Annotated in this window: 21 protein-coding genes; 4 read left to right on the top strand and 17 right to left on the bottom strand. The window is 60.2% G+C overall.

Translation table 11 applies throughout. From position 1 onward, the window contains the following. Positions 1-98: 98 nt before the first annotated feature. Genes ACTFPK_RS00370 through ACTFPK_RS00360 form a run of 3 tightly spaced genes read right to left on the bottom strand, consistent with a single transcriptional unit; the run spans position 99 to position 5,876 of the window. Positions 99-3,350 carry an error-prone DNA polymerase gene (locus tag ACTFPK_RS00370; protein WP_274734060.1) on the bottom strand — a complete coding sequence of 1,084 codons (3,252 nt, stop codon included), beginning with the start codon at positions 3,348-3,350 and terminating at the stop codon, positions 99-101. Positions 3,351-3,352: 2 nt separating this feature from the next. Continuing rightward, positions 3,353-5,116, bottom strand: a complete 1,764-nt coding sequence (locus ACTFPK_RS00365; protein WP_274734061.1) for a Y-family DNA polymerase — start codon at positions 5,114-5,116, stop codon at positions 3,353-3,355. Beyond that, positions 5,088-5,876 carry a hypothetical protein gene (locus ACTFPK_RS00360; RefSeq protein WP_274734062.1) on the bottom strand — a complete coding sequence of 263 codons (789 nt, stop codon included), beginning with the start codon at positions 5,874-5,876 and terminating at the stop codon, positions 5,088-5,090. The genes ACTFPK_RS00365 and ACTFPK_RS00360 overlap by 29 nt, the downstream gene beginning before the upstream one ends. A gap of 120 nt (positions 5,877-5,996) precedes the next feature. Here ACTFPK_RS00360 and ACTFPK_RS00355 point away from each other — a divergent pair, with 120 nt between their 5' ends. Continuing rightward, a complete protein-coding gene (locus ACTFPK_RS00355; protein WP_274734063.1) occupies positions 5,997-6,470 on the top strand; it encodes a tRNA (cytidine(34)-2'-O)-methyltransferase in 474 nt (157 codons plus the stop codon). A gap of 89 nt (positions 6,471-6,559) precedes the next feature. Here the strand turns inward: ACTFPK_RS00355 and ACTFPK_RS00350 are convergent, their stop codons facing one another. The 6 genes from ACTFPK_RS00350 to glgA all read right to left on the bottom strand — a co-directional run bounded on the left by ACTFPK_RS00350 (position 6,560) and on the right by glgA (position 11,767). Next, on the bottom strand, positions 6,560-6,856 hold the full coding sequence (locus ACTFPK_RS00350) for a helix-turn-helix transcriptional regulator (RefSeq protein WP_164545978.1): 297 nt from the start codon (positions 6,854-6,856) through the stop codon (positions 6,560-6,562). Positions 6,857-6,967: 111 nt separating this feature from the next. Next, positions 6,968-7,825 (bottom strand): TrmH family RNA methyltransferase, encoded by an 858-nt coding sequence (locus tag ACTFPK_RS00345; RefSeq protein ID WP_274734066.1) that lies wholly within the window; start codon positions 7,823-7,825, stop codon positions 6,968-6,970. Positions 7,826-7,963: 138 nt separating this feature from the next. Next, positions 7,964-9,055: an SPFH domain-containing protein gene (locus tag ACTFPK_RS00340; RefSeq protein WP_274778559.1), complete on the bottom strand. Its 1,092-nt coding sequence runs from the start codon at positions 9,053-9,055 to the stop codon at positions 7,964-7,966. Positions 9,056-9,119: 64 nt separating this feature from the next. Then, a complete protein-coding gene (locus ACTFPK_RS00335; protein WP_126135600.1) occupies positions 9,120-9,542 on the bottom strand; it encodes an NfeD family protein in 423 nt (140 codons plus the stop codon). Positions 9,543-9,698: 156 nt separating this feature from the next. Beyond that, positions 9,699-10,484: an ABC transporter ATP-binding protein gene (locus tag ACTFPK_RS00330; RefSeq protein WP_274778558.1), complete on the bottom strand. Its 786-nt coding sequence runs from the start codon at positions 10,482-10,484 to the stop codon at positions 9,699-9,701. Positions 10,485-10,519: 35 nt separating this feature from the next. Then, positions 10,520-11,767: a glycogen synthase gene (gene glgA, locus ACTFPK_RS00325; protein WP_274778563.1), complete on the bottom strand. Its 1,248-nt coding sequence runs from the start codon at positions 11,765-11,767 to the stop codon at positions 10,520-10,522. 199 nt (positions 11,768-11,966) lie between these two features. Between glgA and glgC the strand changes: the two genes are divergently transcribed. After that, the gene (glgC, locus tag ACTFPK_RS00320) at positions 11,967-13,217 is read left to right on the top strand and encodes a glucose-1-phosphate adenylyltransferase (protein WP_126135598.1); all 1,251 of its coding nucleotides are present in this window, start codon (positions 11,967-11,969) and stop codon (positions 13,215-13,217) included. Between the two features lie 140 nt (positions 13,218-13,357). On the opposite strand, the gene ACTFPK_RS00315 is transcribed toward glgC, so the two are convergent. Further along, positions 13,358-14,971 (bottom strand): ABC-F family ATP-binding cassette domain-containing protein, encoded by a 1,614-nt coding sequence (locus tag ACTFPK_RS00315; RefSeq protein ID WP_439910853.1) that lies wholly within the window; start codon positions 14,969-14,971, stop codon positions 13,358-13,360. A gap of 140 nt (positions 14,972-15,111) precedes the next feature. On the opposite strand from ACTFPK_RS00315, the gene ACTFPK_RS00310 reads away from it, so the two are divergent. Further along, entirely contained in the window at positions 15,112-15,432 is a 321-nt protein-coding gene (locus ACTFPK_RS00310) for a hypothetical protein (protein ID WP_039898853.1), read from the top strand. Positions 15,433-15,487: 55 nt separating this feature from the next. After that, positions 15,488-16,381, top strand: a complete 894-nt coding sequence (gene ypfJ / locus ACTFPK_RS00305) for a KPN_02809 family neutral zinc metallopeptidase (RefSeq protein ID WP_439910852.1) — start codon at positions 15,488-15,490, stop codon at positions 16,379-16,381. Positions 16,382-16,443: 62 nt separating this feature from the next. On the opposite strand, the gene ACTFPK_RS00300 is transcribed toward ypfJ, so the two are convergent. Genes ACTFPK_RS00300 through sufB form a run of 7 tightly spaced genes read right to left on the bottom strand, consistent with a single transcriptional unit; the run spans position 16,444 to position 22,488 of the window. Next, positions 16,444-16,905: a metal-sulfur cluster assembly factor gene (locus ACTFPK_RS00300; RefSeq protein WP_439910851.1), complete on the bottom strand. Its 462-nt coding sequence runs from the start codon at positions 16,903-16,905 to the stop codon at positions 16,444-16,446. Further along, on the bottom strand, positions 16,902-17,474 hold the full coding sequence (gene sufU, locus ACTFPK_RS00295) for a Fe-S cluster assembly sulfur transfer protein SufU (RefSeq protein WP_439910850.1): 573 nt from the start codon (positions 17,472-17,474) through the stop codon (positions 16,902-16,904). Before sufU ends, ACTFPK_RS00300 begins: the two co-directional genes overlap by 4 nt. A 4-nt stretch (positions 17,475-17,478) precedes the next feature. Then, on the bottom strand, positions 17,479-18,750 hold the full coding sequence (locus ACTFPK_RS00290) for a SufS family cysteine desulfurase (RefSeq protein ID WP_439910849.1): 1,272 nt from the start codon (positions 18,748-18,750) through the stop codon (positions 17,479-17,481). After that, positions 18,751-19,512, bottom strand: coding sequence for a Fe-S cluster assembly ATPase SufC (gene sufC / locus ACTFPK_RS00285; RefSeq protein WP_016442707.1), 762 nt, complete (start codon positions 19,510-19,512; stop codon positions 18,751-18,753). Beyond that, positions 19,512-19,859, bottom strand: a complete 348-nt coding sequence (locus ACTFPK_RS00280) for a Rieske (2Fe-2S) protein (protein ID WP_126135592.1) — start codon at positions 19,857-19,859, stop codon at positions 19,512-19,514. Before ACTFPK_RS00280 ends, sufC begins: the two co-directional genes overlap by 1 nt. Next, positions 19,856-21,037 carry a Fe-S cluster assembly protein SufD gene (gene sufD / locus ACTFPK_RS00275; RefSeq protein ID WP_274734085.1) on the bottom strand — a complete coding sequence of 394 codons (1,182 nt, stop codon included), beginning with the start codon at positions 21,035-21,037 and terminating at the stop codon, positions 19,856-19,858. Before sufD ends, ACTFPK_RS00280 begins: the two co-directional genes overlap by 4 nt. Further along, positions 21,037-22,488, bottom strand: coding sequence for a Fe-S cluster assembly protein SufB (gene sufB, locus ACTFPK_RS00270; RefSeq protein ID WP_200807184.1), 1,452 nt, complete (start codon positions 22,486-22,488; stop codon positions 21,037-21,039). Before sufB ends, sufD begins: the two co-directional genes overlap by 1 nt.

Genomic DNA, 22,488 nt, shown 5'->3' with positions numbered 1-22,488 from the left:
GTTATCGTATCGATTGTTTGCGGCGCGGTGCGTTCTTTTCGCTAAGAGGTTTTAAGCGACGACGCCGCTACGCTTGTGCCACAAGACTTCCCGTGCGACTAGCGGAAATCCCGGGAGGGCAGGCTGATCCCGAGCGGAATAGCTGCGATTCCATCCGCGTGGAAAACAGCGGCTCCGCCATCGCGTTCGACCATCCCGCGGATAACCAGGGCGTTCGCGGTTCGTGCGATATCCCGATACTTTTCCCATAGCTGCGGGGTAATGAGGACGTTGAGCATCCCGGTTTCGTCCTCGAGGTTGAGGAAGGTGATGCCTTTCGCGGTATGGGGACGCTGGCGATGGGTAACAAGGCCGGCTACTTTGCACCTCCTTTTTTCCGGATGGGTGGACGCTGCGGCGACGGTGAGAATCCCGCGCGCAGTGAGAGCTGGGCGAATAAATTGCGTCGGATAGGACGTGGGAGAAATCCCGGTGGCGCGCAGGTCTGCATGAGCTTGTTCCACTGCGGTGAGTTCCGGGAGCTCGGGGATCGCACCGAAAGGTTCGGTTCCGGGGATCGCGGGCTGATATATGGTGCCTCGCGCAATATCAGCATTGCTCACGGCCTGGGCGATCCACACGCCTTCCCGCCTGCTCAGGCCCAGGTTGTCGGTGGCTCCGGCGCGAGAAAGGGCCTCGATATCTGTTGTTTTTAACCGGGCGCGCTGCGCGAGATCAGCGAGGTCACGGAAAGGTGCGTGGGAGCGGGCCGTGAGAATTCGCTGCACGGCTGCGCTTCCGAGGCCCTTGATACCGGCGAGCCCGAGCTGGAGGTAACGGTGGCTATCCACGTGGATACGCGGGTGTTCCCGTTTCGGATGCGACTCCGTATCGCATAGTTCTTCCACACTGGCGTGTTCCTGCGAACGTGTAACATCGGCTCGCCGCACCACGATGTGATGCCGCCGGGCATCGGCAACGAGGGATTGTGGGGAGTAAAACCCCATCGGTTGCGCATTGAGCAAGCCCATATAGAACTCTTCCGGGTGGTGGACTTTGAGCCAGGCGGAAGCATAAACGAGATAGGCGAAGGAAAATGCGTGGGATTCGGGGAAACCGAATTGGGCGAAGGCAGCAAGTTTCTCATAGATTTCTGCGCGCACCGCCGGATCTGTAATCCCCTGTTTTTCCATGCCTTCCATGAGGTGACCGCGGAGGCGTTCCATCCGGGCAGCTGAACGTTTCGCGCCCATGGCTTTGCGGAGTTGATCGGCTTGCGCGGGTGTGAAGCCCGCGGCATCGATAGCAATATGCATGAGTTGTTCTTGGAAAAGTGGCACCCCCAGGGTTTTTTCCAGCGCGTTTTTCAGGAGCGGATGGGGATAGGTCACTTTTTCTTTGCCTTGTTTACGCCGAATATAGGGATTGACGGATCCCCCTTGGATAGGTCCCGGGCGGATGAGAGCTACCTCGATAACAAGGTCGTAGAAGCATTCGGGTTTCAGGCGCGGCAAAGTGGCGATTTGTGCCCGTGATTCCACCTGGAAAACTCCGACGGTATCGGCTGCTTGGAGGAGCTGATAAACTTCCGGATCTTCTGCCGGCACATTGTGCAAGCTGAGGGGGCGACCATACGGATCCAGAATTCCACGACGCGTGAGTTCGGTGAAGCTAATACGCAAGGCGGTGAGCATTCCGAGCCCGAGAAGATCGAATTTCACGAGCCCTGCGGTAGCGCAATCATCTTTATCCCATTGCAGTACTGTTCTTCCCGCTTTGGAGGCCCAACCTACCGGGCAAACGTCAATAACCGGCCGGTCACAGAGCACCATTCCGGAAGAGTGAATACTAAGATGCCGCGGGAGCTGCTGTATCCGGGCAGCCAGCGCCGCCACGCGCTCCGGTATTCCGGCGTGCCGAGGCTGTGCGCCGCTATCCGAGCTAAGACTGCGATGGTGGGTTGCCTCTGCCCACTGGTCGATATGGCCCTCCGGATATCCGAAGGCCCGAGCCACATCCCTGAGAGCGGAGCGCGGCCGATAGGATATGACATTAGCAACCTGGGCCGCGTGGGAACGCCCATAGCGCGCGTAGACATGTTGGATGACTTCTTCGCGGCGTGAAGATTCGATATCAATATCGATATCGGGTGGCCCCGAGCGCCCCGGAGATAAAAATCGCTCAAAAAGCATGGAGTGTTTCACGGCATCTACCGCGGTGATCCCCAGGGCGAAACAGACGGCGGAATTCGCTGCGGAACCGCGGCCTTGGCACCAAATATCACGTGAATGGCAAAAGGACACTATTTCTTCAACGATGAGAAAGTATCCGGGGAACCCCAAGGTGGTGATGACCTCGAGTTCGTGCTCAATCACTTCCCAAGCTCGCGGGTATTCCGCCGGTGTCCCGTAGCGTTCCCGGGCTTTGCGCATAACAAGTTCCCGCAACCATGTGGCTTCGGTATAGCCATCCGGAACTGGGAAAGGCGGAAGGTTCGGCGCAACGAGGGAGAGGTCAAAAGCACATTCTGCTGCGATGTGGGCTGCTGCTTCCAGGTAACGTTCGCGCCCGCGGTGCAGAGTACGCAAAGCGTGCCCGGAGCGCAGGTAGCTTCCGGCGGCGGGTAGGTAGGGATCTATCTCATCGAGAGTGCAGCGGGCCCGGGTAGCCGCGAATACATCGGCAATCGGACGGTCTGCGGGACGCGCGTAGTGGATGTTTCCGGTGACCGCCGCGCGAACCCCGGCTTCTTGGGCTAGGGCTTCGAGAAAATCACACCGCTGCGCATCAAGGGGCCCGGCATGGGAGGTGAGTTCCACAACCACGTTATCTTTCCCGAAGGTATCGATAAGTAGGGCTAGTTCCTGCCGGGCTGCGCTGCGAGCCCAGCTGCCTCGCTGGGTGTCAAGGATTCGGCGGAGTGCGCTTTTCCGGCAGCCACCGGTGAGGACGAGAATATCGCCATTATTGCGCGCGAGCTGATCTAGAGTATGGTGCGCGATTCCTTTCGCACCGCTGGCGAGCATGGCGTTTCCTATACTGCGGGAGAGGTGCTGATATCCGGCCGGGGTTCGAGAAAGGAAAACAAGATGGTCACCATCCGGATCCGGGCCTTCGCGCGGCCGGGTACTATTCAGCGTTATTTCGGTGCCGGTGATGGTAGGAAGGCCGGTATCCCGCCCGGCTTGCGCGAGCTGCATGACACCTGGAAAACCATTGTGATCGGTAAGAGCTAGAGCTTCGATACGCAGATCTAAGCAACGTTGTACGAGCTCTTCGGGCAAGCTAGCTCCGTCGAGAAAACTGAAAGCTGAGTGGGCATGCAGTTCTGCATACGGAACATAGGGAGAGCTGCTGATAAAAGTGGTCATGGCTAGATGTAGCTGGCAGCAAGGTACCAGCGCTCCTGTTCTACATAGAGAAGTACAGCCCCGGTGGTGGTGACCACCTGGATATAGGCACGCCGGGTGGCGCGTGCCCACCAGCGCTGTTCACTGACCCAGGGGCCGGCGTAGTCGAGCACCGTGAGGAATTCTTCCACCCCGAAAAGAGCGTGAAGCGATGCGGTGGGAAATCCGGAGCTACCCGTGGATAAGGTAGCACCGCCCGCAGGTGAGGTAGCACCACCGGCTACAGCAGCATCACCCACACATGGACCAGCGTGTTCTGCCGGCAAGACCGCGCGGACAGTAGCGGGAAAGGGATGCCGGCACTCCCCCGGGCAGTGCAGCGCGGTAGTAGCGGCAATAGCGAGTGGCTTCCCGCAGGTACACAGCACAGTTACCGGATAGGGAGTGCGCAGCAGCTGTACCGGAGCAGGTTCGGGCAGCCGGCCCGGCCAGGGAAGCTGAGCCCGGGAGGTATCTACGGCCTGCCCCCAGGGGATTTCTTGCACATCTTCCTCGGGGAGGCGCCCACCCACCCGGCGAGGTACCCGCACGTATTCTTCACCGAGGAGACTTTGGAGGCGGTGAGCCCCGCGAGCGGCCGCCGCATCGCTGGCGGTGCGCGCGCCCCAGAGAGGGGCCGGATGGTTACCCGCTGGGGTAATATCCCGCGCTATGAGCTCTAATTGGGTAATGCCTCCGCGGTTTTCCATGCCGGCCGCATCGGCTTCCACACCGCTAGCACCGCCGGGACTTCCCGCTAAGGCTTCCCTGTTTTCCCGAGGCTGCGCTATCCAAGCGGAGATTTGCCACCGTACCCGATCTACCACATCTTCTTGGGTGAGGAGTTCGAGGTGCCAGCTGCGTGTCATCACTTCTCCGTGTGCGGCACTCGCCCGGATATCCAGGCGAGCAGAGCCAGCCGCACCGGCACGCATTTTTGTTTCGAGCTGCCCGGCAAGATTACGTGCGGCAAACGCCGCGTGCTCCGCGTGAGTGAGAGGCGGATCAAAGGTGGCTACCACGGATATATCACGCGTATCCGGAGTTGATTCATGCGCGGGCAGGGTGCGCGCGACGGCCAGATCCCACATGTATTGCCCGATATTGCCGAAACGTGTAACGAGGGAACGCTGCCCCAGCCCGATAACATCCGCGATAGTGGCGATACCCAGATCACGAAGTAGCTCCACGCAATCGCGGAGCGCCGGACGCGTTGCTGGTGTTGCGACAAGAAGGAAGAGCGAGATCGGTTGACCGGCCAGCGCTTGTTCGGAAGCCCCCGGAGCGATAATGCGCGAAGTGCGAGCTGCCCACAGGCTAGGAAGAGTTCCCTCCGCAATTCCAACCCGGGCTTCGCACCCGGCGGCATCAACAATATCTCCCACAAGGTTTTCACATAAGCGTTCTTCTCCCCCTTCGGTACGCGCCGGCCCCGCCGCTGAAAAGATAACCACCCCCGGTTCCACCAGCGAGAAACGCGCCACTCTATTTGAGATAGCACGCAGCACCGGGTCAAAGAAGCGCAGTTCACGCGCCCTATCACGTTGAATAACGGTGCACTGCGGCACGAGAGATTGCAGTTGCCGAGTGGGCATATCCACGCGAGCACCTTCCCGCCAGGCCCAGACATTGATGTTGGCTACCCGGTGGTGTTCCACGAGTGCTACGGGCGTTTCCCTGGTGGCAATCCCGGCCATTTCCGCCGCGATAATGGGCCAGTTAGGAACCCACACCGTTGCCTGGCGCATTATTTTCCCCCTCCCCCCGCGTATCGCTAACCGGTACCAAACGGAGCCCGCCTCCAATAGCCTGCCCGCGCGGAACCCGAGGCGCCGGAGCAGCTTCGCGTACAGCTGGCACCGCGCGCAGGCCCGCGGCCGGGTGCCAGCCGGTAGCATCCCAGGAAATACGCAGGCGCGCACCGTGCGCGGAGCGGAGCTCCACGGTGATATACGCGACGTGCCCACTTCCGTTGGCCGGGCCCGTCACCGACTCATAGCGCGCATTCACCCGATCACGCACCTGCCAATTTTCCGCAATAAGCAGTGTTTCCCGGCTACGTGCCCGGTGCGCGAGCCTACGCTGCTCCCGCGTATCCACTCGCAGCGCGCTCCCCACAATCACCACGTCGAAAAGATCAATCGCGGCCGAGAGCGCCGCCCCGCTCCGCGCCGGCGGGAGGTAAGGAATAGTAACAATCCGATTGAGATCACTGCCTAACCCGGCGCAGGCTTCCCACCCCATATCAGGAACGCCCAGATAGATGCACCACGCGCCTTGCGCGCTTACCAGGGCAGCCACCAGTGCCAGTGCAATACGCGAACCGCTGACTCCGAGCGTCATTCCCGGGGCTAGACCCCGCGGAAAAAGCGGAGAAAGTTCCGGTGGGAGATCCCACCCGTTCCCGCCCGAATACGGCTGTGGCTTCGGTTGCGATCCAGCTAATCCCACCGCGGATTCCGCGCGGGCCAGCGCGGCACGCGCGGCCGCTAGTTTCTGCGCACCCATAGCACCCCCCCCACACAACATATTAGAACGTATGTTCGATTTTACGATACGGCTTTACTCTACCGAAGGGATACGACACAAAAATCGCGCGTGAAATTCTCAGGCTAGTACCCTGGATAGGTGCTTCATATTGTTTTCTACGAGCCGCGCATTCCCGGTAATACCGGCGCGGCGATTCGCCTAGCGGCGTGCACCGGCGCCACCTTGCACCTTATCGAGCCCCTCGGTTTCGATTTTTCCGATGCCCATCTCAAACGTGCCGGCTTGGATTACCACGACCTCGCGGACCTCGTTATTCACCCGAATTTTGAGGAGTTTCTCACCAGCGCGCCTGCTGCTCGCATCTTTGCTTTTACCGGACATACCCAGAACAACTTCGCCGAGGTCTCTTACCAGCCCGATGACTATCTTCTTTTCGGGCCCGAACCGACCGGCTTACCCGCGCGCGTCGTCGCCCACGAACGTATCACCGCGGCGGTGCGCATACCGATGCTCCCCCACCTGCGGTCCCTTAATCTTGCCAATGCGGCATCCATTGCAACCTACGAAGCCTGGCGCCAGCTCGGATACCCCGGTGCCGCCCAATTTTCCTAAGGTATTTCACCGGCATCCCCGGTGTGATGGCCCGCATCGTATGCACGGCATCTCACGCGAGCTCATCCCAGCGCCGGCCAGGAATCAAGTTACAGGCCTTCCTCGCGAAGCGCCTGATCATATAAGCGCTCGGCTTCGCCAAGTAGTTCCCCGGCGGACATTTCCAGCGCCCGCGCCAATTGGAGCAGCGTCCGTAGCTGCGGATTAGCTGGCTTTCCGGTTTTATGGTCGGAGCGCCCGCTTTCTAGCGATTGCAACGTGGTGCGGTTGAGATTGGCGCGCAAAGCTAGATCTTCTTGCGACATTCCCAGGTTTTCACGCCGGTCACGTACTGTTTTCGCCAGGCGCCACGCGACGAGCGAATCAATTTGGGAACTGTCCTGCACCCTTCCACTTTCGCCGCGCGCAGCACCCTCCTTCCACCGGGTATACCCGGCATTAACAGTAATTATTTTCTCAATGGCCAGCTCTACGTGCCGCTTCTTTGCGCCCCTACCTCAGTCCCGGATGCGCAGCGCCCAGCAAGCTACCGCGCTCGCGGCCGCCACATTGAGAGAATCCACATGCCCGGCCATGGGGATAATAACCCGGGTCTGAGCGCTCGCAACCGTGCGCGCACTCAGGCCGTCCCCTTCTGTTCCGAGAATAAGCGCTACTCGCGAATCCGAGGCCAGCACATCAGCCCGCTGCGCAAAGTCATCAAGAGTTTCGGCGTCGTTTTCCAACGCCAAGGCGGCCGTTAAGAAACCGAGCTCGTGCAATTTTTCGATACTGCGCGGCCAGTCGTGGATCCGTGTCCACGGCACCTGAAATACGGTACCCATAGATACCCGCACGGAGCGGCGGTACAGCGGATCGGCACAGGTATCGGTCACCAGCACCGCATCAACCCCAAGTCCGGCGCAAGAACGGAAAATAGCGCCCACATTCGTATGATCTACCAAGCCTTCTAGAACGACGACGCGCCGCGCCCCACGCCCTGCGCGCGCCCGCGATAGCAGCGTGGCAACATCGGCCAATTCCGGGCGGTGCATCGCGGCTAGCGCACCCCGATGCACTTTGAACCCGGTCACCGCCTGGAGCATGTCATCAGTGCCTACGTAGACAGGGACTCCAGCACCCTCCGCTTCCCAGCCGCAACGTAATAAGCACGCCTGCAAATCCGGTAACCACCGCGGTGAGCTAAGAAAAGACCGCGGCTGGTGGCCAGCTTGTAAAGCCCGCTCGATGACTTTTGTCGATTCGGCCATATACACCCCGCGCTCGGGTTCCAGCAGGCGGCGGAGATGCACATCTGTCAGCCGGAAATAGTCATCGAGTTCGGGAGCAGCAACGTCATCGAGGTAAATCAACACATAGCAAGCGTGCCACCGTGCCGGTGCCAGACACAAATCACCGGAGCTACCCATCGCGCAGAACGCGAGGGTAGCCCCGGTTAGTTATATTGCAGCAAGGCCGCGGCATTACGCCCCAGGCAAGCTTTTTATCTTCGCTTAGTTATGCGGCATCTGGGTGGGATCGGAAACGGAACCGCGGGCATCATCAACCGCGCGATTAGCTTCTCCACGCGCATCGGCCAGCGCCGAATCAATATCCGGGAGGGTGGTTTCCTTGAGTACATCGGCCACATCAGCCGCATTCTCAAAATCTACCCCGGTGGGCCCAGCCGGGCTGGGTTCATCTCCCCCGCCGCTGCGGCCCCCACCAAAGCCCTTCTGCACCGCGTCAAGTGCGGCGGTGAGCTCGGTAGGAACAATCCACAGCTTCGAGGACTGGGAATTGGCGATCTGCGGCAGCGTCTTGATGTACTCGTAAGAGAGCAGCTTCGGATCGGCATTACCCTTGTGGATCGCGTCGAAGACCTGGAGGATAGCCCGGGATTCACCCTGAGCTTTGAGAACGGTGGCCTGCGCTTGACCTTCAGCCTTGAGAATAGCCGATTGTTTTTCACCCTCAGCAGTCAGAATCTGGGACTGTTTAATACCTTCCGCGGTGAGGATCGCGGCACGGCGGTCACGTTCCGCCTTCATCTGCTGCTCCATCGCGCCCTGCACCGTGGCCGGCGGATCAATCGCCTTCAATTCCACGCGCGAAACACGAATACCCCACCGCCCGGTCGCATCGTCAAGTACGCTGCGGAGCTGATCATTAATACGGTCACGGCCGGTCAGCGCCTGCTCCATATCCATGGTGCCGATGATATTACGCAAGGTGGTCACGGCCAGCTGCTCAATACCCGTCATCGGATCGGCAATTTCGTAGGTTGCAGAGTACGCGTTCGTCACCTGATAGTAAATAACCGTGTCAATGGACACGTTGATGTTATCGGAGGTAATAACCGGCTGGGGCGGGAAGGGTACCACCTGCTCACGCATATCGATGCGCTGGCGCACCGCATCGAAGAACGGTACCAGGAAGTGCAGCCCCGGTTGCAGCACGGAGTGGTAGCGCCCCAAGCGTTCCACAACCACCTGGTAGCCCTGCTGCACCTTGATGACGGAACGGAACACCGCCACCACCACCAGGAGAAGGAGTAAGAGGAGGAGCACACCAATAATCGTGCTCGCGTTGAAATCAACATCCATGATTGTTCCTTTGTGCCGCTAGGCGGCCTCGGTGACTTTTCGGTGATACGTGAGTAGATACAACTTATGGTTCTGGGGTCACGATTGCGGTGGCGCCATCGATTGCCTGCACAAGTACGACGCCGCCCTCCGGGATGCGCCCCGCAGCGGTGCGCGCACTCCACTCATCTCCGCCAATTTTCACGCGCCCGCTGCGTTCGGTAATTTCCGTGAGCGCGTAGGCCCGCCGGCCCACCTGCGCCTCCACGTTGCCAACGGCGGCTCCGCGTGGATTGACGTGACGGCGCGCCCAGGGGCGGGCGAAGAGCAAGAGGATAAGAGCGAAAACCCCGTAGGCCACGATCTGAACCCAGAGAATATCTGTTCCCAGAGCCACCCCCGCGGTTGCCAGGGCCGATAGCCCCAACATAAGGAAAGTGAAATCGAGGGTAAACATCTCAACAATTGCGAGTGCCAACCCGGCGATGACCCAAATTTGCCACGTCATTGTTCTCCCTTTCCTGAGAGTTCCGTACTGCCGGTTCTCCGACTCCGGGCCTCTTCGTCCTCTGGTGCCATGCTACCGGACGCACTGCTACCCGGATATACCGAGCCGCACATCGACCGGTGCGGGATATTGGGATATGCCGCGCGCCGGAAATTTCTAACGGGCCGCGCGCGCCGTGTAACGCCCCGCGTTTTCCTCCACCCGCAGCGGGTAATCAAAAACATCCGAGAGCTGCGCTGAGGTAAGAACTTCCGCCAGCGGCCCGGCGGCAACAACGCTTCCGGCTTTAAGCAGCAGCATGTGGGTAAATCCGACCGGGATTTCTTCCACGTGGTGGGTAACCAGCAGCATGGCCGGGGCGTATACTTCCCCGGCCAGTCGTGACAGGGTGCCCAACAGACGTTCACGCCCGCCCAGATCCAGACCCGCGGTGGGTTCATCCAAGATAAGGACTTCCGGATTGGGCATGAGAGCGCGCGCGATACCCAGGCGTTTACGTTCCCCGGACGATAGGTACGCAACCTTACGTTCCTCGAGGTCACGCAAGCCGAGCCGGCGCAACATGGCGCGGGCGCGGGCATCATCTGCGGCGTCGTACTCCTCATTCCACGCGGCCAGGTGCCCGTACGCGGCGCTGCGCACCGCCTGGAAAACCGTTTCGCCACCGGGAATACGAGCATCGATCCCGGCGGAGGTCACGCCCACGGCGCTGCGCAGCTCCCGCACGTCTACCGTGCCGAGGCGTTCGCCCATGAGCTCTACGCTTCCCGAACTGGGGAAGAGCCGCGCGGCAGCCACCTGTATCAGCGTGGTTTTCCCGGCGCCATTCGGCCCGAAAATAACCCAGCGCTCCCCGGAATTAACATCCCAAGATACCGAGCGGAGGATTTCCGTGGCCCCGCGGCGTAGCGTTACATCTTTCAACGACAGCACGTCACCCATGGTTCTAGAATAGCGTGCCGCTGGGGCAGAACTCGTTAGCGCCGCGGATAGTTATCCACGAGTTCCCGGTAGAACTCCATGGTTTTTTCGCCAATGGCTTCCCAGGAGAAATGATCTTCCACCCGGCGCCGGCCCGCGGCACCCATCTGCGCGGCCCGTTCCGGATCGGAGCATACCTCGTTGAGAGCCGCAGCCAGATCTGCCTCGAATTGCTCGGGATTGAGCGGGGTGCCCGTACCGTCCTGAGCTTGTTCGATAGGTACGAGCAGCCCGGTGGCTCCGTGCACGATGCAATCGGGAATCCCCCCGGTTTCGGTGCCGACCACCGGTAATCCCACCGCCATAGCCTCGAGATTAACAATGCCGAGTGGCTCATAGATGGAGGGGGTAACGAAGGTGGTGCAGCACGCTTCCAGGGCAACAATGCGATCCTGGCTGAGCATATCGTCAATCCATACCACGCCCTCGCGTTCGGCCTGCAGCTCGGCCACGAGAGCCTTTGTTTCCTCCAAAATTTCGGGGGTATCGGGAGCCCCGGCGCACAGTACCACCTGGATGCCTTTATCTACCTGGCGGAGCGCGCGCAGCAGGCCCGGCACGCCCTTCTGGCGGGTGATGCGCCCTACGAACATAATGGTGGGCCGGTCCGGATCCAAACCGTAGCTGGCGAAATACCTGCGGGCTTCTTCTTTATCCGCACTGGTTTCCGGGGCCTTCCACGCGTTCAAATCAATACCGTTGTGGATGACCCGCACCCGTTCGGGGGCAATATTCGGGTAGCAGCGCAAAATATCGGAGCGCATCGCGTGAGATACCGCCACGATTCCGGCCGCGGATTCATATGCTGTTTTTTCCAGCCAGGAACTCAAGTGGTAGCCACCCCCGAGCTGTTCGCGCTTCCACGGGCGCAGCGGTTCGAGGGAGTGAGCCGAAATCACGTGCGGAATTCCGTAAAGAATCGAGGCGATATGCCCGGCAAAATTTGCGTACCAGGTGTGGGAGTGCACCAGATCCGCTCCCTCGACATCCGTGACCATAGCGAGATCAACGCCCATCGTACGCACGGCAGCGTTAGCGCCCTCAAGTTCCTTGAGGTAGTCATAACCCTGGAGCGCCACGCCCGCGGGAACATCTTTGTTCTGCGCGGGAGTGCGCGGACCGTCGAAAGCACGCACGTGGATATCAGCGTGCCGGGCAAGCACCCGGGAAAGTTCCGTAACGTGGACTCCCGCGCCTCCGTACACGTGCGGGGGGTATTCGCGGGTCAGTAAATCAATGCGCATGGCTGCCTCCGGCTTCTTCGCCGCCGTCCGCTTCCCCACGAAGCGGATCATGCGTGCGTACTACCCCAAGGGTATCCCACCGCACCGGGAAACACAGCCGTGGCACATATCTATCCACAGCGTGGACCGACGCTCAGCTTGTCCACACGCACCTCGAGAAGTGGGTGTTCAACTTCACGTTTTACGGTACGCTGTAGGCATGAGGAGAGATTTACGCGTTCTGGCCATCGTCCTTGCGGGAGGCGAAGGCAAGCGTCTAATGCCGCTCACTGAAGATCGAGCGAAACCCGCGGTTCCTTTCGGGGGCATTTACCGGCTGATTGACTTCGCGCTGAGTAACATCGTGAATTCTGGATACCTCCAGATCATCGTACTTACCCAGTACAAGTCACATTCGCTGGACCGTCATATTACGAGAACCTGGCGTATGTCCAACCTCTTGGGCAATTATGTAGCCCCGGTTCCCGCCCAGCAGCGGCGTGGCAAGGGATGGTTCTCCGGAAGTGCGGATGCTATCTACCAGTCCATGAACGTCATTGATGATGAACGCCCTGATGTTGTGCTCGTGACCGGCGCAGACAATATCTACCGCATGGACTTTTCCCAGATGATGGATCAGCATGTGGAATCCGGTTTTGATCTGACCATCGCCGGTATCCGCCAACCGCTGGAACTGGCACCTTCTTTCGGCGTTATCGACGTTGATGAAGAAAACCACCAGAAGGTCTCCCGGTTCCTTGAAAAGCCGCAAGATACTACCGGCTTGGGTCTGGAAGAAGCTCCGGATCAGTTCCTGGCCTCCATGGGTAACTACATTTTCAATACCGATGCGCTGGTCGAAGCATTGCAGAATGATGCCTCCGATCCCAGCTCTGCCCATGATATGGGTGGAAGCATTGTTCCGCGTTTCGTGGAGGCCGGTAATTGCGGCGTCTACGATTTCACCTACAACCGCATCCCCGGTGAAGGTGAACGCGATAAGGACTACTGGCGTGACGTGGGTACCATTGACGCCTACTACGCGGCGAATATGGATCTTATTTCCGTTACCCCGGACTTCAACCTGTACAACGAACGCTGGCCGATTCTGACCGGGTACACCGGGTTACCGCCCGCAAAATTCGTGTACGGGCATCACGAACGCCTCGGGCATGCCCTAGATTCCATTGTTTCTCCCGGAGTGATTGTTTCCGGCGGTGAAGTCATCGGATCGGTGCTCTCCCCCGGGGTGCGGGTGAATTCCTGGTCCTCGGTGCGCGAATCGGTCCTGTTGGACGGAGTGAACGTGGGCCGCAACGCCACCGTTATCCGCGCCATCGTAGATAAGAACGTCCAGATCGAAGAAGGCGCGCAACTGGGAGTTAATCACGATTATGATCGCGAACGCGGTTTCTACGTTTCCGAAGGTGGCGTGGTCGTGGTTCCCAAGAATGCGGTGGTGCGCCGCTAAGCACCTAAGTTGCTCAGCGCGTGCCCTGAGCTGCTAGCCGCAGCCAGTATCTGTGCCCGGTATCGGTTTCCGGTACCGGGCACAGGCGTACCCCTAGCCATATTTCCCTGCTTTCCACCTCCGCGAGTGACTCCCGCCGCTTAGGCGAGGGAGACCAACTCCAGGTAGTCGTCGTTCCACAAATCTTCATCTCCGTCCGGGAGGAGAAGCACCCGCTCGGGATCAAGTGCGGTCACGGCACCTTCGTCGTGCGTGACGAGCACGACGGCGCCTTCGTATTTACCCAGAGCAGCTAGGATTTTTTCACGGGATGCCGGATCGAGATTATTCGTCGGTTCGTCTAGCAGCAGCACATTGGCGCGCGAGACCACCAGCATGGCCAGCGCCAAACGAGTCTTTTCACCGCCGGAGAGGACGCGGGCGGGCTTATCGGCGTCGTCGCCCGAAAACAAAAACGAACCGAGCACGGTGCGTAAGCCTGTTTCATCGAACTCCGGGGCGACGTAGCGCAAATTATCCACCACAGTTTTATCAGTATCGATAAAATCGTGTTCCTGCGCGTAATATCCCAGCTTGAGGCCGTGGCCGGGGATTACTTCACCGGTATCCGGTGTTTCCGTTCCGTAAAGCAGCCGCAGCAGCGTGGTTTTACCCGCGCCGTTGAGCCCCAGAACGACGACGCGCGAACCGCGGTCAATCGCCAGATCAACGCCGGTAAACACCTCCAGCGAGCCGTAGGATTTTGACAGGCCCCGGGCCCGCAACGGGGTTTTTCCGCACGGGGACGGTTCCGGGAAGCGCAGCGCTGCCACTTTGTCATCCGCGCGTTCTTCTTCCAGGCCCTCGAGCAGCTTCTCCGCACGTTTCGCCATATTTTGAGCGGCCACCGCCTTCGTAGCCTTCGCGCGCATCTTATTAGCCTGCGCTAGCAGCTGGTCCGCCTTCTTTTCGGCATTAGCGCGCATCTGCCGGCGCCGGCGTTCATCGGTTTCACGTTGCTTGAGGTAGGCCGACCATCCCATCGCGTACTGGTCAAGAGCTGCCCGGTTGGCATCTAAATGCCACACCGCCGTGACCGTTTCTTCCAGCAAATCCACCGAGTGAGAAATCACCACGAAACCGCCCGAATAATTAGAAAGGTAATCGCGCAGCCACAGGAGAGAATCATGGTCGAGGTGGTTGGTCGGTTCGTCCAGAAGCAGCGTATCTGCCTGGGAGAAGAGCACTCGCGCCAGATCGACGCGGCGGCGCTGCCCACCCGAAAGCGTTCCCAGCGGTTGGTTGAGGACACGCTCATCCAAGCCCAGCGCGGCAGCCATCTGGGAGGCCTGCGCATTGGCGGCCCAGCCCCCGGCCGCGGTGAACTCCTGATCGAGACGTACGTAGCGCTCCATAGCTTTTTGCTGGCGCGCTCCGGTGCATTCGGCCATATCCTTTTCCGCTTTGCGGATACGGCGAATCGTGGCGTCGATTCCGCGCGCCTCCAGGATACGATCCCGAGCTATCTGATTCGGATCCCCATCGTGGGTATCTTGCGGGAGGTAGGCAATGGTGCCGCTGCGGTGCAGGGTTCCTTCGTAGTCAACGGCATCAGACGTGGTGCCTTCGCCCGCCAGCAGGCGAGTCATCGTGGTTTTGCCAGCGCCATTGCGCCCCACCAGGCCCACGCGCATACCCTTGTAAACCTGAAAACTAGCGTGCTGGACAAGTTCACGCGTACCGATGCGGATCGTGAGATCAGAAGCCGTAATCACAAGGGCCTACTTTACCGAGAAAACCGCACGCGGGCCGCATTGCTCATCACTCTAGCGCGCTACGGGTGGACCCGGCCGACATATGCCGGCACGCCAACGCGCCACTGGTGCGCCAAGCCCGCACGCGCGACAATGGAGAAGTGATAACAGCTTCTTCCGCACCCGAGCCGAATCCCGGCGAACAGCCGGAGAACCACACCACCTATGTGCTGCCCGTGATGATATCCGTCTGCGCGGCAGCCTGCGTATTCCTCGGGCACGGTCGCCTGCTCGTCCAACTCCTCGCCTGGCTCGGCACGGTAGCTGGCCTGGTGCTCACCGCTGTCACCCTCTCGCGCGAACAACGCGCCACTCCCGGACAGCTGCGGTTCCGCAAGGCTGCCGGATGGAGCTTCCTCGCCTGTGTGCTGTGTGTGATCGTGGCCGCGCTGCCCCTCGGGTACGCCATCGCGCAATACTGAAGCGCGGTTGAGGAAACGCGCACGGGGTGCGCACCGGGAGGGTAGGCTCAACGTCATGAGTGTTAACGACGGCGTGCGCCTCGACGGGGCGAGAGTACAACATCGCGGCCGCGGGCGCGGTACCATCATCGGCGGCGGTATGGGCGTGACCGGCATCATTATTGCCCTGGTGTGGTACATAGTTACCGGTACTCCCCCGCCGGCGGCCCTCTCCCAGGGTGGCTCAGCGCAGAGCAGCTCCGCCCAGCAATCCACCACCTCCGATTTTGCGGACAAATGCCGCACCGGGGCGGATGCCAATGCTTCCACCGAGTGTTTTATGGTGGCGATAGCCCAATCACTCGATACGTTTTGGGAGGGTGAACTTCCTCGCTCGGCTCGCACGTCCTATGAACTTCCCGGATTCGCGCTCTTTTCTGAGGGAGTGAGCACCGGGTGCGGGAACGCGTCCAGTCAGGTGGGACCCTTCTACTGCCCCGCCGATAGAACCGTCTACCTCGACACCACTTTCTTCGACGAGCTGGAAACCAGTTTCGGGGCAGAGAACACCACCCTGGTGCAGGCCTATGTGGTTGCCCACGAATTCGGGCATCATATCCAAAACCTCACCGGGGTATTCGAACGTATTAATCCGCGTGATACCGGCCCGGATTCTTCGCAGGTACGTTCGGAGCTGCAAGCTGATTGCTACGCTGGACTCTGGCTGCATCACGCTGCCAGCACGGTGGATCCGGCCAGCGGAATCCCGATTCTGCAAGCCCCCACCCGGGAGCAGCTCGCCAGCGCGATTGATGCCGCGGCCGCGATCGGCGATGACCATATCCAAGAAAGCGCCGGAATGGATGTCAACCCCGAAAAATTCTCTCACGGGTCATCTGCCCAGCGGATGGATGCACTGACAACCGGCTACGAAACAGGCGATTTCAACGCCTGCAATACCTGGCGTTAAAGTAGCGCCGGTAGAGATAACACGAGCGCCCAGAGTTTTCTGGGCGCCCGTGCGTCGTCGTGCTAAATATTGAAACCGAGAGCACGCAGGTCATCGCGGCCGTCTTCGGTAATGCGTTCCGGGCCCCACGGAGGCAACCACACCCAGTTAATATCCACGTCATCAACAAGATCTTCCGTGGCGATAATAATGCCGTCGGTAATGGCGTCTGTGAGCGGGCAGGCCGGCGAGGTGAGAGTCATATCGAGGTGGAGATGGCGGCCGTTGGTTGTCACGCCATACACGAGGCCAAGATCAACAATATTGACGCCGAGCTCCGGGTCGATAACGTCTTTCATCGCTTCGAGAACGAGATAGGGGTCGACGTCGTCCACCGGGCTATCGCCGTCCGTGTAAATAACTTCGCCGATATGTTCCCCGGCCTCGGTCGGGTGCGGTTGAGGCGTGCTCGTTGCGCTCAAGGTTTCCGCCACGGGCGCTGTGGCCTCGGGCTCCGGCGGGGTTGTGTCCTTCTTCTCCGTCATTGTTCCGGGGTCTCCTTTGTGTTCTGCGACGTATCTTCCGCGGAGCCACTCTCCTGCCCATCGGAGGTGCCGAGGTGGCGAAGAGCTTCGTCAGTGGCTTCACGGACCGCCATCCAGCCCAGCAGCGCGCATTTGATACGCATGGGGAAACGCGCGACACCGTGGAAAGCGGCGGCATCTTCCAGGGCATCCGCGGCGGCCTCGGGCAGCTCGGCCCCGCGGCTATCCATCATCTCGCGGAAATAGCTGTAGAGCGTGGCGAGATGCTCGATGGACTGCCCGGCAACCAGGTCATTCATAATGGAAATCGAGGCCTGGGAAATAGAACACCCCTGCCCCTGCCACGCCAGCTCGGCGATCTTCTCCCCATCCGGAGACAGGCGCACCTCAAGGGTCACTTCATCCCCGCACATGGGATTGACCTGGGTGGACTCCCCACGCGGCCCGGATTGCGCGCCCGCGCCAGCCGCACCCGCGCCGGCCTCCACCGGCGCCAGCTCGCCTTCCCCGTGCCGTTCACGCGCCGCATCGAGAATAATCTGCTGGTAGAGCTCATCAAGTTCGCTCACGTGCCTATCCTTCCGCCCGGAAATAGCCGCGGACCTGGCTCAACGCGTCCAGAAACGCATCGATATCCGAGCTTGTTGTATATATCCCCACCGAGGCGCGCACCGAGGCAGGCACCCCGAAGAAATCGTGAATGGGCTGGGCGCAATGGTGCCCCACCCGCACCGCAATACCGCGCGCATCTAAGAATTGCCCTACGTCATGGGGATGCACACCGGCAACGGTAAAAGCCGCGATCCCGGTACGGCCACCTCCCCCGCGCGGTCCGAGCACCCGGATCCCCGGGATCTGCCCGAGGCCTTCGAGGAGCTGGACCGTGAGCGCGTCTTCATAGCGTGCCACCTTCTCCATGCCGATAGCACTGAGATAATCAACCGCACGCGCAAGGCCCACAATCTGGGTGACCGGTTGGCTTCCCGCCTCAAAACGGGCCGGCGGGCGCGCGTAGCGCGTTTTTTCCATCGTCACCCGTTCGATCATTGAGCCACCAAATTGGTAGGGCGGCAGATCCGCGAGGAGCTCTTCGCGCCCGTAGAGCGCGCCCACACCGGTGGGGCCGTACATTTTGTGCCCCGAAAAAGCAGCGAAATCCACGTCGAGGGCATGCACGTCCACGGGAAGGTGCGGCACCGATTGGCAGGCATCCAGAACCGTAAAAGCCCCCACCGCGCGGGCAGCTTCCACGATCTGTGCTACCGGAGATACCGCCCCGGTCACATTCGAGACGTGGGTGAAAGCAACGATCCGGGTGCGCCTCCCGATAACCCCGAGACTAGCCGGGTCAATTCGCCCCTCGCTATCCAGCTCAAGGCAGGTGAGGCGGGCCCCGGTACGTTCACACAGTTCTTGCCAGGGCAGCAGATTCGCGTGGTGTTCGGCGCGGGTGACCACAATATCGTCACCGCTACGCAACAGGAAACGATCCGCATTACCCCATCCGCGTCCCGCCGTGGCATTCGCTATCGCGTAGGCGATGAGGTTGAGGGACTGGGTGCTTCCGCTGGTCCACACGATTTCCTGGGGTGCCGCCCCGATGAAAGCCGCCACTTTCGCGCGGGCTTCTTCGTAGGCCACGGTGGATTCTTCCGCGAGCAGGTGGCTACCGCGTTTGACCGCTCCGTTGGAGCGTGTATCAAAATCCATCATCGCGTCTAGTACGGCGCGCGGGCGCTGCGCCGTCGCCCCGGAATCTAGGTATACAAGGGCCTGGCCCCCGCGCATCGGCCGGGCGAGGATCGGGAAATCTTCCCGCGCCACCAGCGGGCGCACGGCGCTCACCTACTTCGCCTCCGCTTCGATGTAGCTGTCGTAACCGGAAGCTTCCAGTTCGCTCGCCAGATCCGGTCCGCCGGTGCGCACAATCTTGCCGCCGGCGAAAACGTGGACGTAATCGGGTTTGACGTACTGCAAAATTCGGTTGTAGTGGGTGATGAGCAACAGTGAATTACCGGTGCGTTCATGCACGTCTACAATCCCTTCGGAGACCACGCGCAGCGCATCCACGTCCAGGCCGGAATCGGTTTCGTCCAGGACGGCGATCTTCGGTTCCAACAATTCCATCTGGAGCACCTCGGTGCGTTTCTTCTCCCCACCGGAGAAGCCCACATTGAGATCACGCTTAATGAAATCGGCATCCACGCGCAGTTTCTCCGTGACCTTGCGCAGGGCCTGGGACCATTCCCGCAGCTTCGGAGCTTCTCCGTCAATCGCGGTTTTCGCGGTGCGCAGGAAATTCGAGACAGATACCCCCGGCACTTCGACCGGGTATTGCATGGCGAGGAAAAGTCCTTCGCGGGCGCGTTCATCAGCCGTCATATCGGTAATATCCACGCCGTCAAGCAGCACCTGCCCGGAGGTGATCTCATAGGAAGGGTGCCCGGCCAGCGCGTACGCCGTGGTCGATTTACCCGAACCGTTCGGACCCATAATCGCGTGGATCTCATTATCGCCAATATGTAGATTGACGCCGTGCAGAATCGGCTTGGGGCCTTCGGGGGTAATCACCGAGGCGTGCAAATCAATAATATCGAGAGTAGCCATTACTTCTCCTCAGGTCTTGTGTCCACGTCAATAAAAACGCGGCCGTCGTTATCGCAGGTCAAGGGGTAGACGGGCACGGGTGTGACCGCCGGGAGCGTGAGGGCACGCCCGGAACACAGGTCGAATTCCGCCCCGTGTTTGGGGCATTCGATTGTGGTATCAAAAACTTCGCCGTCGCTGAGATTGACGTCTTCATGGGTACAGATATCGCCCACGGCATGCCAGGTTCCGTGGCAGTCGCGCGCGATACATACAGGTACGACGGCGCCGCTAGCAGCGCGGACTTCCACGCTCAAGGCGCTTTCCGGTTCGAGATCCGCGGTGGTACACACCTGCTGCCAGCTCATGCCTCCTCCCCGTTCCCGGCATCGGCTAAATCGAGTTCCCGTTCGATGGCGTCCATGAGCTTGGTACGCACCGAATCCACTTCGATCTGCTCCACCAATTCCGCGAAGAAACCACGCACCACCAGGCGGCGCGCCACATCCGCGGGAATGCCTCGCGCCATGAGATAGAAGAGCTGCTCATCATCAAAACGGCCCGTTGCCGAGGCATGCCCGGCCCCCGCGATATCTCCGGTGAGGATCTCCAGGTTAGGCACCGAATCGGCCTTGGCTCCCTCGGTGAGGACCAGGTTACGGTTGAGTTCGTAGGTATCCGTCTGGGCGGCCTGCGCGCGAATAAGCACATCCCCGATCCACACCGAATGTGCCTCATCGCCCTGGAGTGCCCCCTTGTAGGTAGCGCGGGATTTGCAATGCGGGGCCACGTGATCCACGAAAATGCGGTGCTCGTGATGCTGGTGGCTTTCGGTGATATAGGCACCCAGCAGCTCGCTATCGGAACGCTCTCCTTCCAGCTCGCACGCGGTGGTCATGCGGATGAGATCCCCGCCGATAGTCACCACGATATGCCGGAATTTCGCGCCTTCTCCCACCCGGATCCGCTGGGCGGAATGCTGGGAGGCGCTACGTTCCTGTTCCTGCACGGAAACGACGGTGAGATCAGCGTGCGGACCCACCTCAATTTCCACAGTTTCGGTGAGATTGCCACTGCCGGTGTGCTCGAGCACCACGGTGCCGCTGGCCTCCGGTGCCGCGGTAATGAGGGTGTGGGCAACGCTCAGTTTTCCTTCCCCCGTGATGTTGGCGACGACGTCCGCGTGCTCACTTCCATCGAGGGTCACGATATGCGCGCGCTGGAAAGCCGACCAGGCGAGGGCAGCCGCCCGGTCGTCGGGTTTCCCGACGGTCCCCAGGCGCGGATCGGCGCGGTCCACTTCTTCCACACGGGCACCGCCCACAACGGTGGCGGTCACGGTGGCATCCCGCACGCCCTCCACGTCCTTAATAAACGGGGCTACCCGATCCATCGGCGTGAAACGCCAATCTTCTTCCTCCCCGGTTCCGCGCGGAATCGGGAACTCCTCCGGATTAAAGGAGGCGAAGCGATCCGAGCGGTCGGCGTGCGCGGTATGGAATCCTTCATCTGCCAGCACCGCCTGGGAATGATCAGTACTGACCATTAGCCCACACTCCCTTCCATTTGCAGATCAATAAGACGATTGAGTTCAAGTGCGTACTCCATGGGCAGTTCCCGAGCGATGGGCTCCACGAAACCACGCACGATCATACCCATGGCTTCCTGCTCAGACAGGCCGCGTTGCATGAGGTAGAAGAGCTGCTCCTCGCTCACCTTCGTCACGGTCGCTTCGTGCCCCATTTCGACGTCGTCCGTGCGCACGTCCACATAGGGGTACGTATCCGTACGGGAAATATCATCGACGAGCAGCGCATCGCAGACCACATTCGATTTCGAGCCGCGCGCATCTTCTGAGACTTGCACGAGACCGCGGTAGGAGGAGCGCCCGCCCCCGCGCGAAATCGACTTCGAAACAATCGAGGAGGTGGTATTCGGGGCCAGGTGCTGCATTTTCGCGCCGGTATCCTGATGCTGGCCGGGGCCGGAGAAAGCCGCGGACAGCGCTTCTCCGTGCGCGTGCTCACCTAGGAGCACGCAGGCCGGGTATTTCATATTGAGGCGTGAACCGATATTACCGTCCACCCATTCCATCGTGGCACCCTCTGCTACGGTGGCCCGCTGCGTAACGAGGTTGAGCACGTTATTCGACCAGTTCTGGATGGTGGTGTAACGGCAGTGGGCGTTCTTCTTCACGATGATTTCCACGATGGCTGCGTGGAGGGAATCTTCGGAATAAATAGGGGCCGTGCAGCCTTCCACGTAGTGCACGTAGGAGCCTTCATCACAAATAATGAGGGTGCGTTCAAACTGCCCCATTGCCTGGGTGTTGATACGGAAGTACGCCTGCAAGGGAATATCCACGTGCACGTTCTTCGGGACGTAAATGAAGGAGCCACCCGACCATACCGCGGTATTGAGCGAGGCGAACTTATTATCGCCGGCCGGGATCACGGTACCGAAGTATTCGCGCACAAGATCTTCATGCTCGCGCAGCGCGGTATCGGTATCCACGAAAATAACGCCCTGTTCTTCCAGATCCGCGCGAATCGAGTTGTAGACCACCTCGGATTCGTACTGGGCAGCCACCCCGGCCACCAGGCGTTCTTTTTCAGCTTCCGGGATGCCGAGCCGGTCGTAGGTGTTTTTGATTTCCGGGGGAAGATCATTCCAGTCGGTAACCTGGCGGTCGGTAGCTCGCACAAAGTATTTGAAGTCATCAAAGTTGATACCGGAAAGATCGGCTCCCCACGTGGGCATGGGGCGTTTCTCAAAAAGACGCAGCGCACGCAAGCGCCGTTTGAGCATCCATTCCGGCTCTTTCTTCGCCGCGCTAATCGCGCGTACCACGCCCTCATCCAGACCGCGGCGCGCGTGCGCCCCGGCGGTATCGGTATCGTGCCACCCAAATTCATAGGCGCCGGACAGGTTCGCAATAACGTGTTCCTGCTGCGCCACGGCCTCCGCAATTGCTGCCTCGTGCCGTGTTTGTGCCAT

The organism is Actinotignum sp. UMB0459, assembly GCF_051905915.1.
Lineage (GTDB): Bacteria > Actinomycetota > Actinomycetes > Actinomycetales > Actinomycetaceae > Actinotignum > Actinotignum sanguinis.
This window is presented reverse-complemented; position numbering and strand designations above follow the sequence as displayed.

Bases quoted from the DNA above. Each gene is read 5' to 3' on its own strand.
- ACTFPK_RS00280 (WP_126135592.1), bottom strand. From the start codon at position 19,859: ATGAGCTGGCAGCAGGTGTGTACCACCGCGGATCTCGAACCGGAAAGC.
- glgA (WP_274778563.1), bottom strand. From the start codon at position 11,767: ATGCGCATTGATTTACTGACCCGCGAATACCCCCCGCACGTGTACGGA.
- ACTFPK_RS00365 (WP_274734061.1), bottom strand. From the start codon at position 5,116: ATGCGCCAGGCAACGGTGTGGGTTCCTAACTGGCCCATTATCGCGGCG.
- ypfJ (WP_439910852.1), top strand. From the start codon at position 15,488: ATGAGTGTTAACGACGGCGTGCGCCTCGACGGGGCGAGAGTACAACAT.
- sufB (WP_200807184.1), bottom strand. From the start codon at position 22,488: ATGGCACAAACACGGCACGAGGCAGCAATTGCGGAGGCCGTGGCGCAG.
- ACTFPK_RS00300 (WP_439910851.1), bottom strand. From the start codon at position 16,905: ATGACGGAGAAGAAGGACACAACCCCGCCGGAGCCCGAGGCCACAGCG.
- ACTFPK_RS00340 (WP_274778559.1), bottom strand. From the start codon at position 9,055: ATGGATGTTGATTTCAACGCGAGCACGATTATTGGTGTGCTCCTCCTC.
- sufD (WP_274734085.1), bottom strand. From the start codon at position 21,037: ATGGTCAGTACTGATCATTCCCAGGCGGTGCTGGCAGATGAAGGATTC.
- ACTFPK_RS00330 (WP_274778558.1), bottom strand. From the start codon at position 10,484: ATGGGTGACGTGCTGTCGTTGAAAGATGTAACGCTACGCCGCGGGGCC.
- sufC (WP_016442707.1), bottom strand. From the start codon at position 19,512: ATGGCTACTCTCGATATTATTGATTTGCACGCCTCGGTGATTACCCCC.
- glgC (WP_126135598.1), top strand. From the start codon at position 11,967: ATGAGGAGAGATTTACGCGTTCTGGCCATCGTCCTTGCGGGAGGCGAA.
- ACTFPK_RS00360 (WP_274734062.1), bottom strand. From the start codon at position 5,876: ATGGGTGCGCAGAAACTAGCGGCCGCGCGTGCCGCGCTGGCCCGCGCG.
- ACTFPK_RS00335 (WP_126135600.1), bottom strand. From the start codon at position 9,542: ATGACGTGGCAAATTTGGGTCATCGCCGGGTTGGCACTCGCAATTGTT.
- ACTFPK_RS00370 (WP_274734060.1), bottom strand. From the start codon at position 3,350: ATGACCACTTTTATCAGCAGCTCTCCCTATGTTCCGTATGCAGAACTG.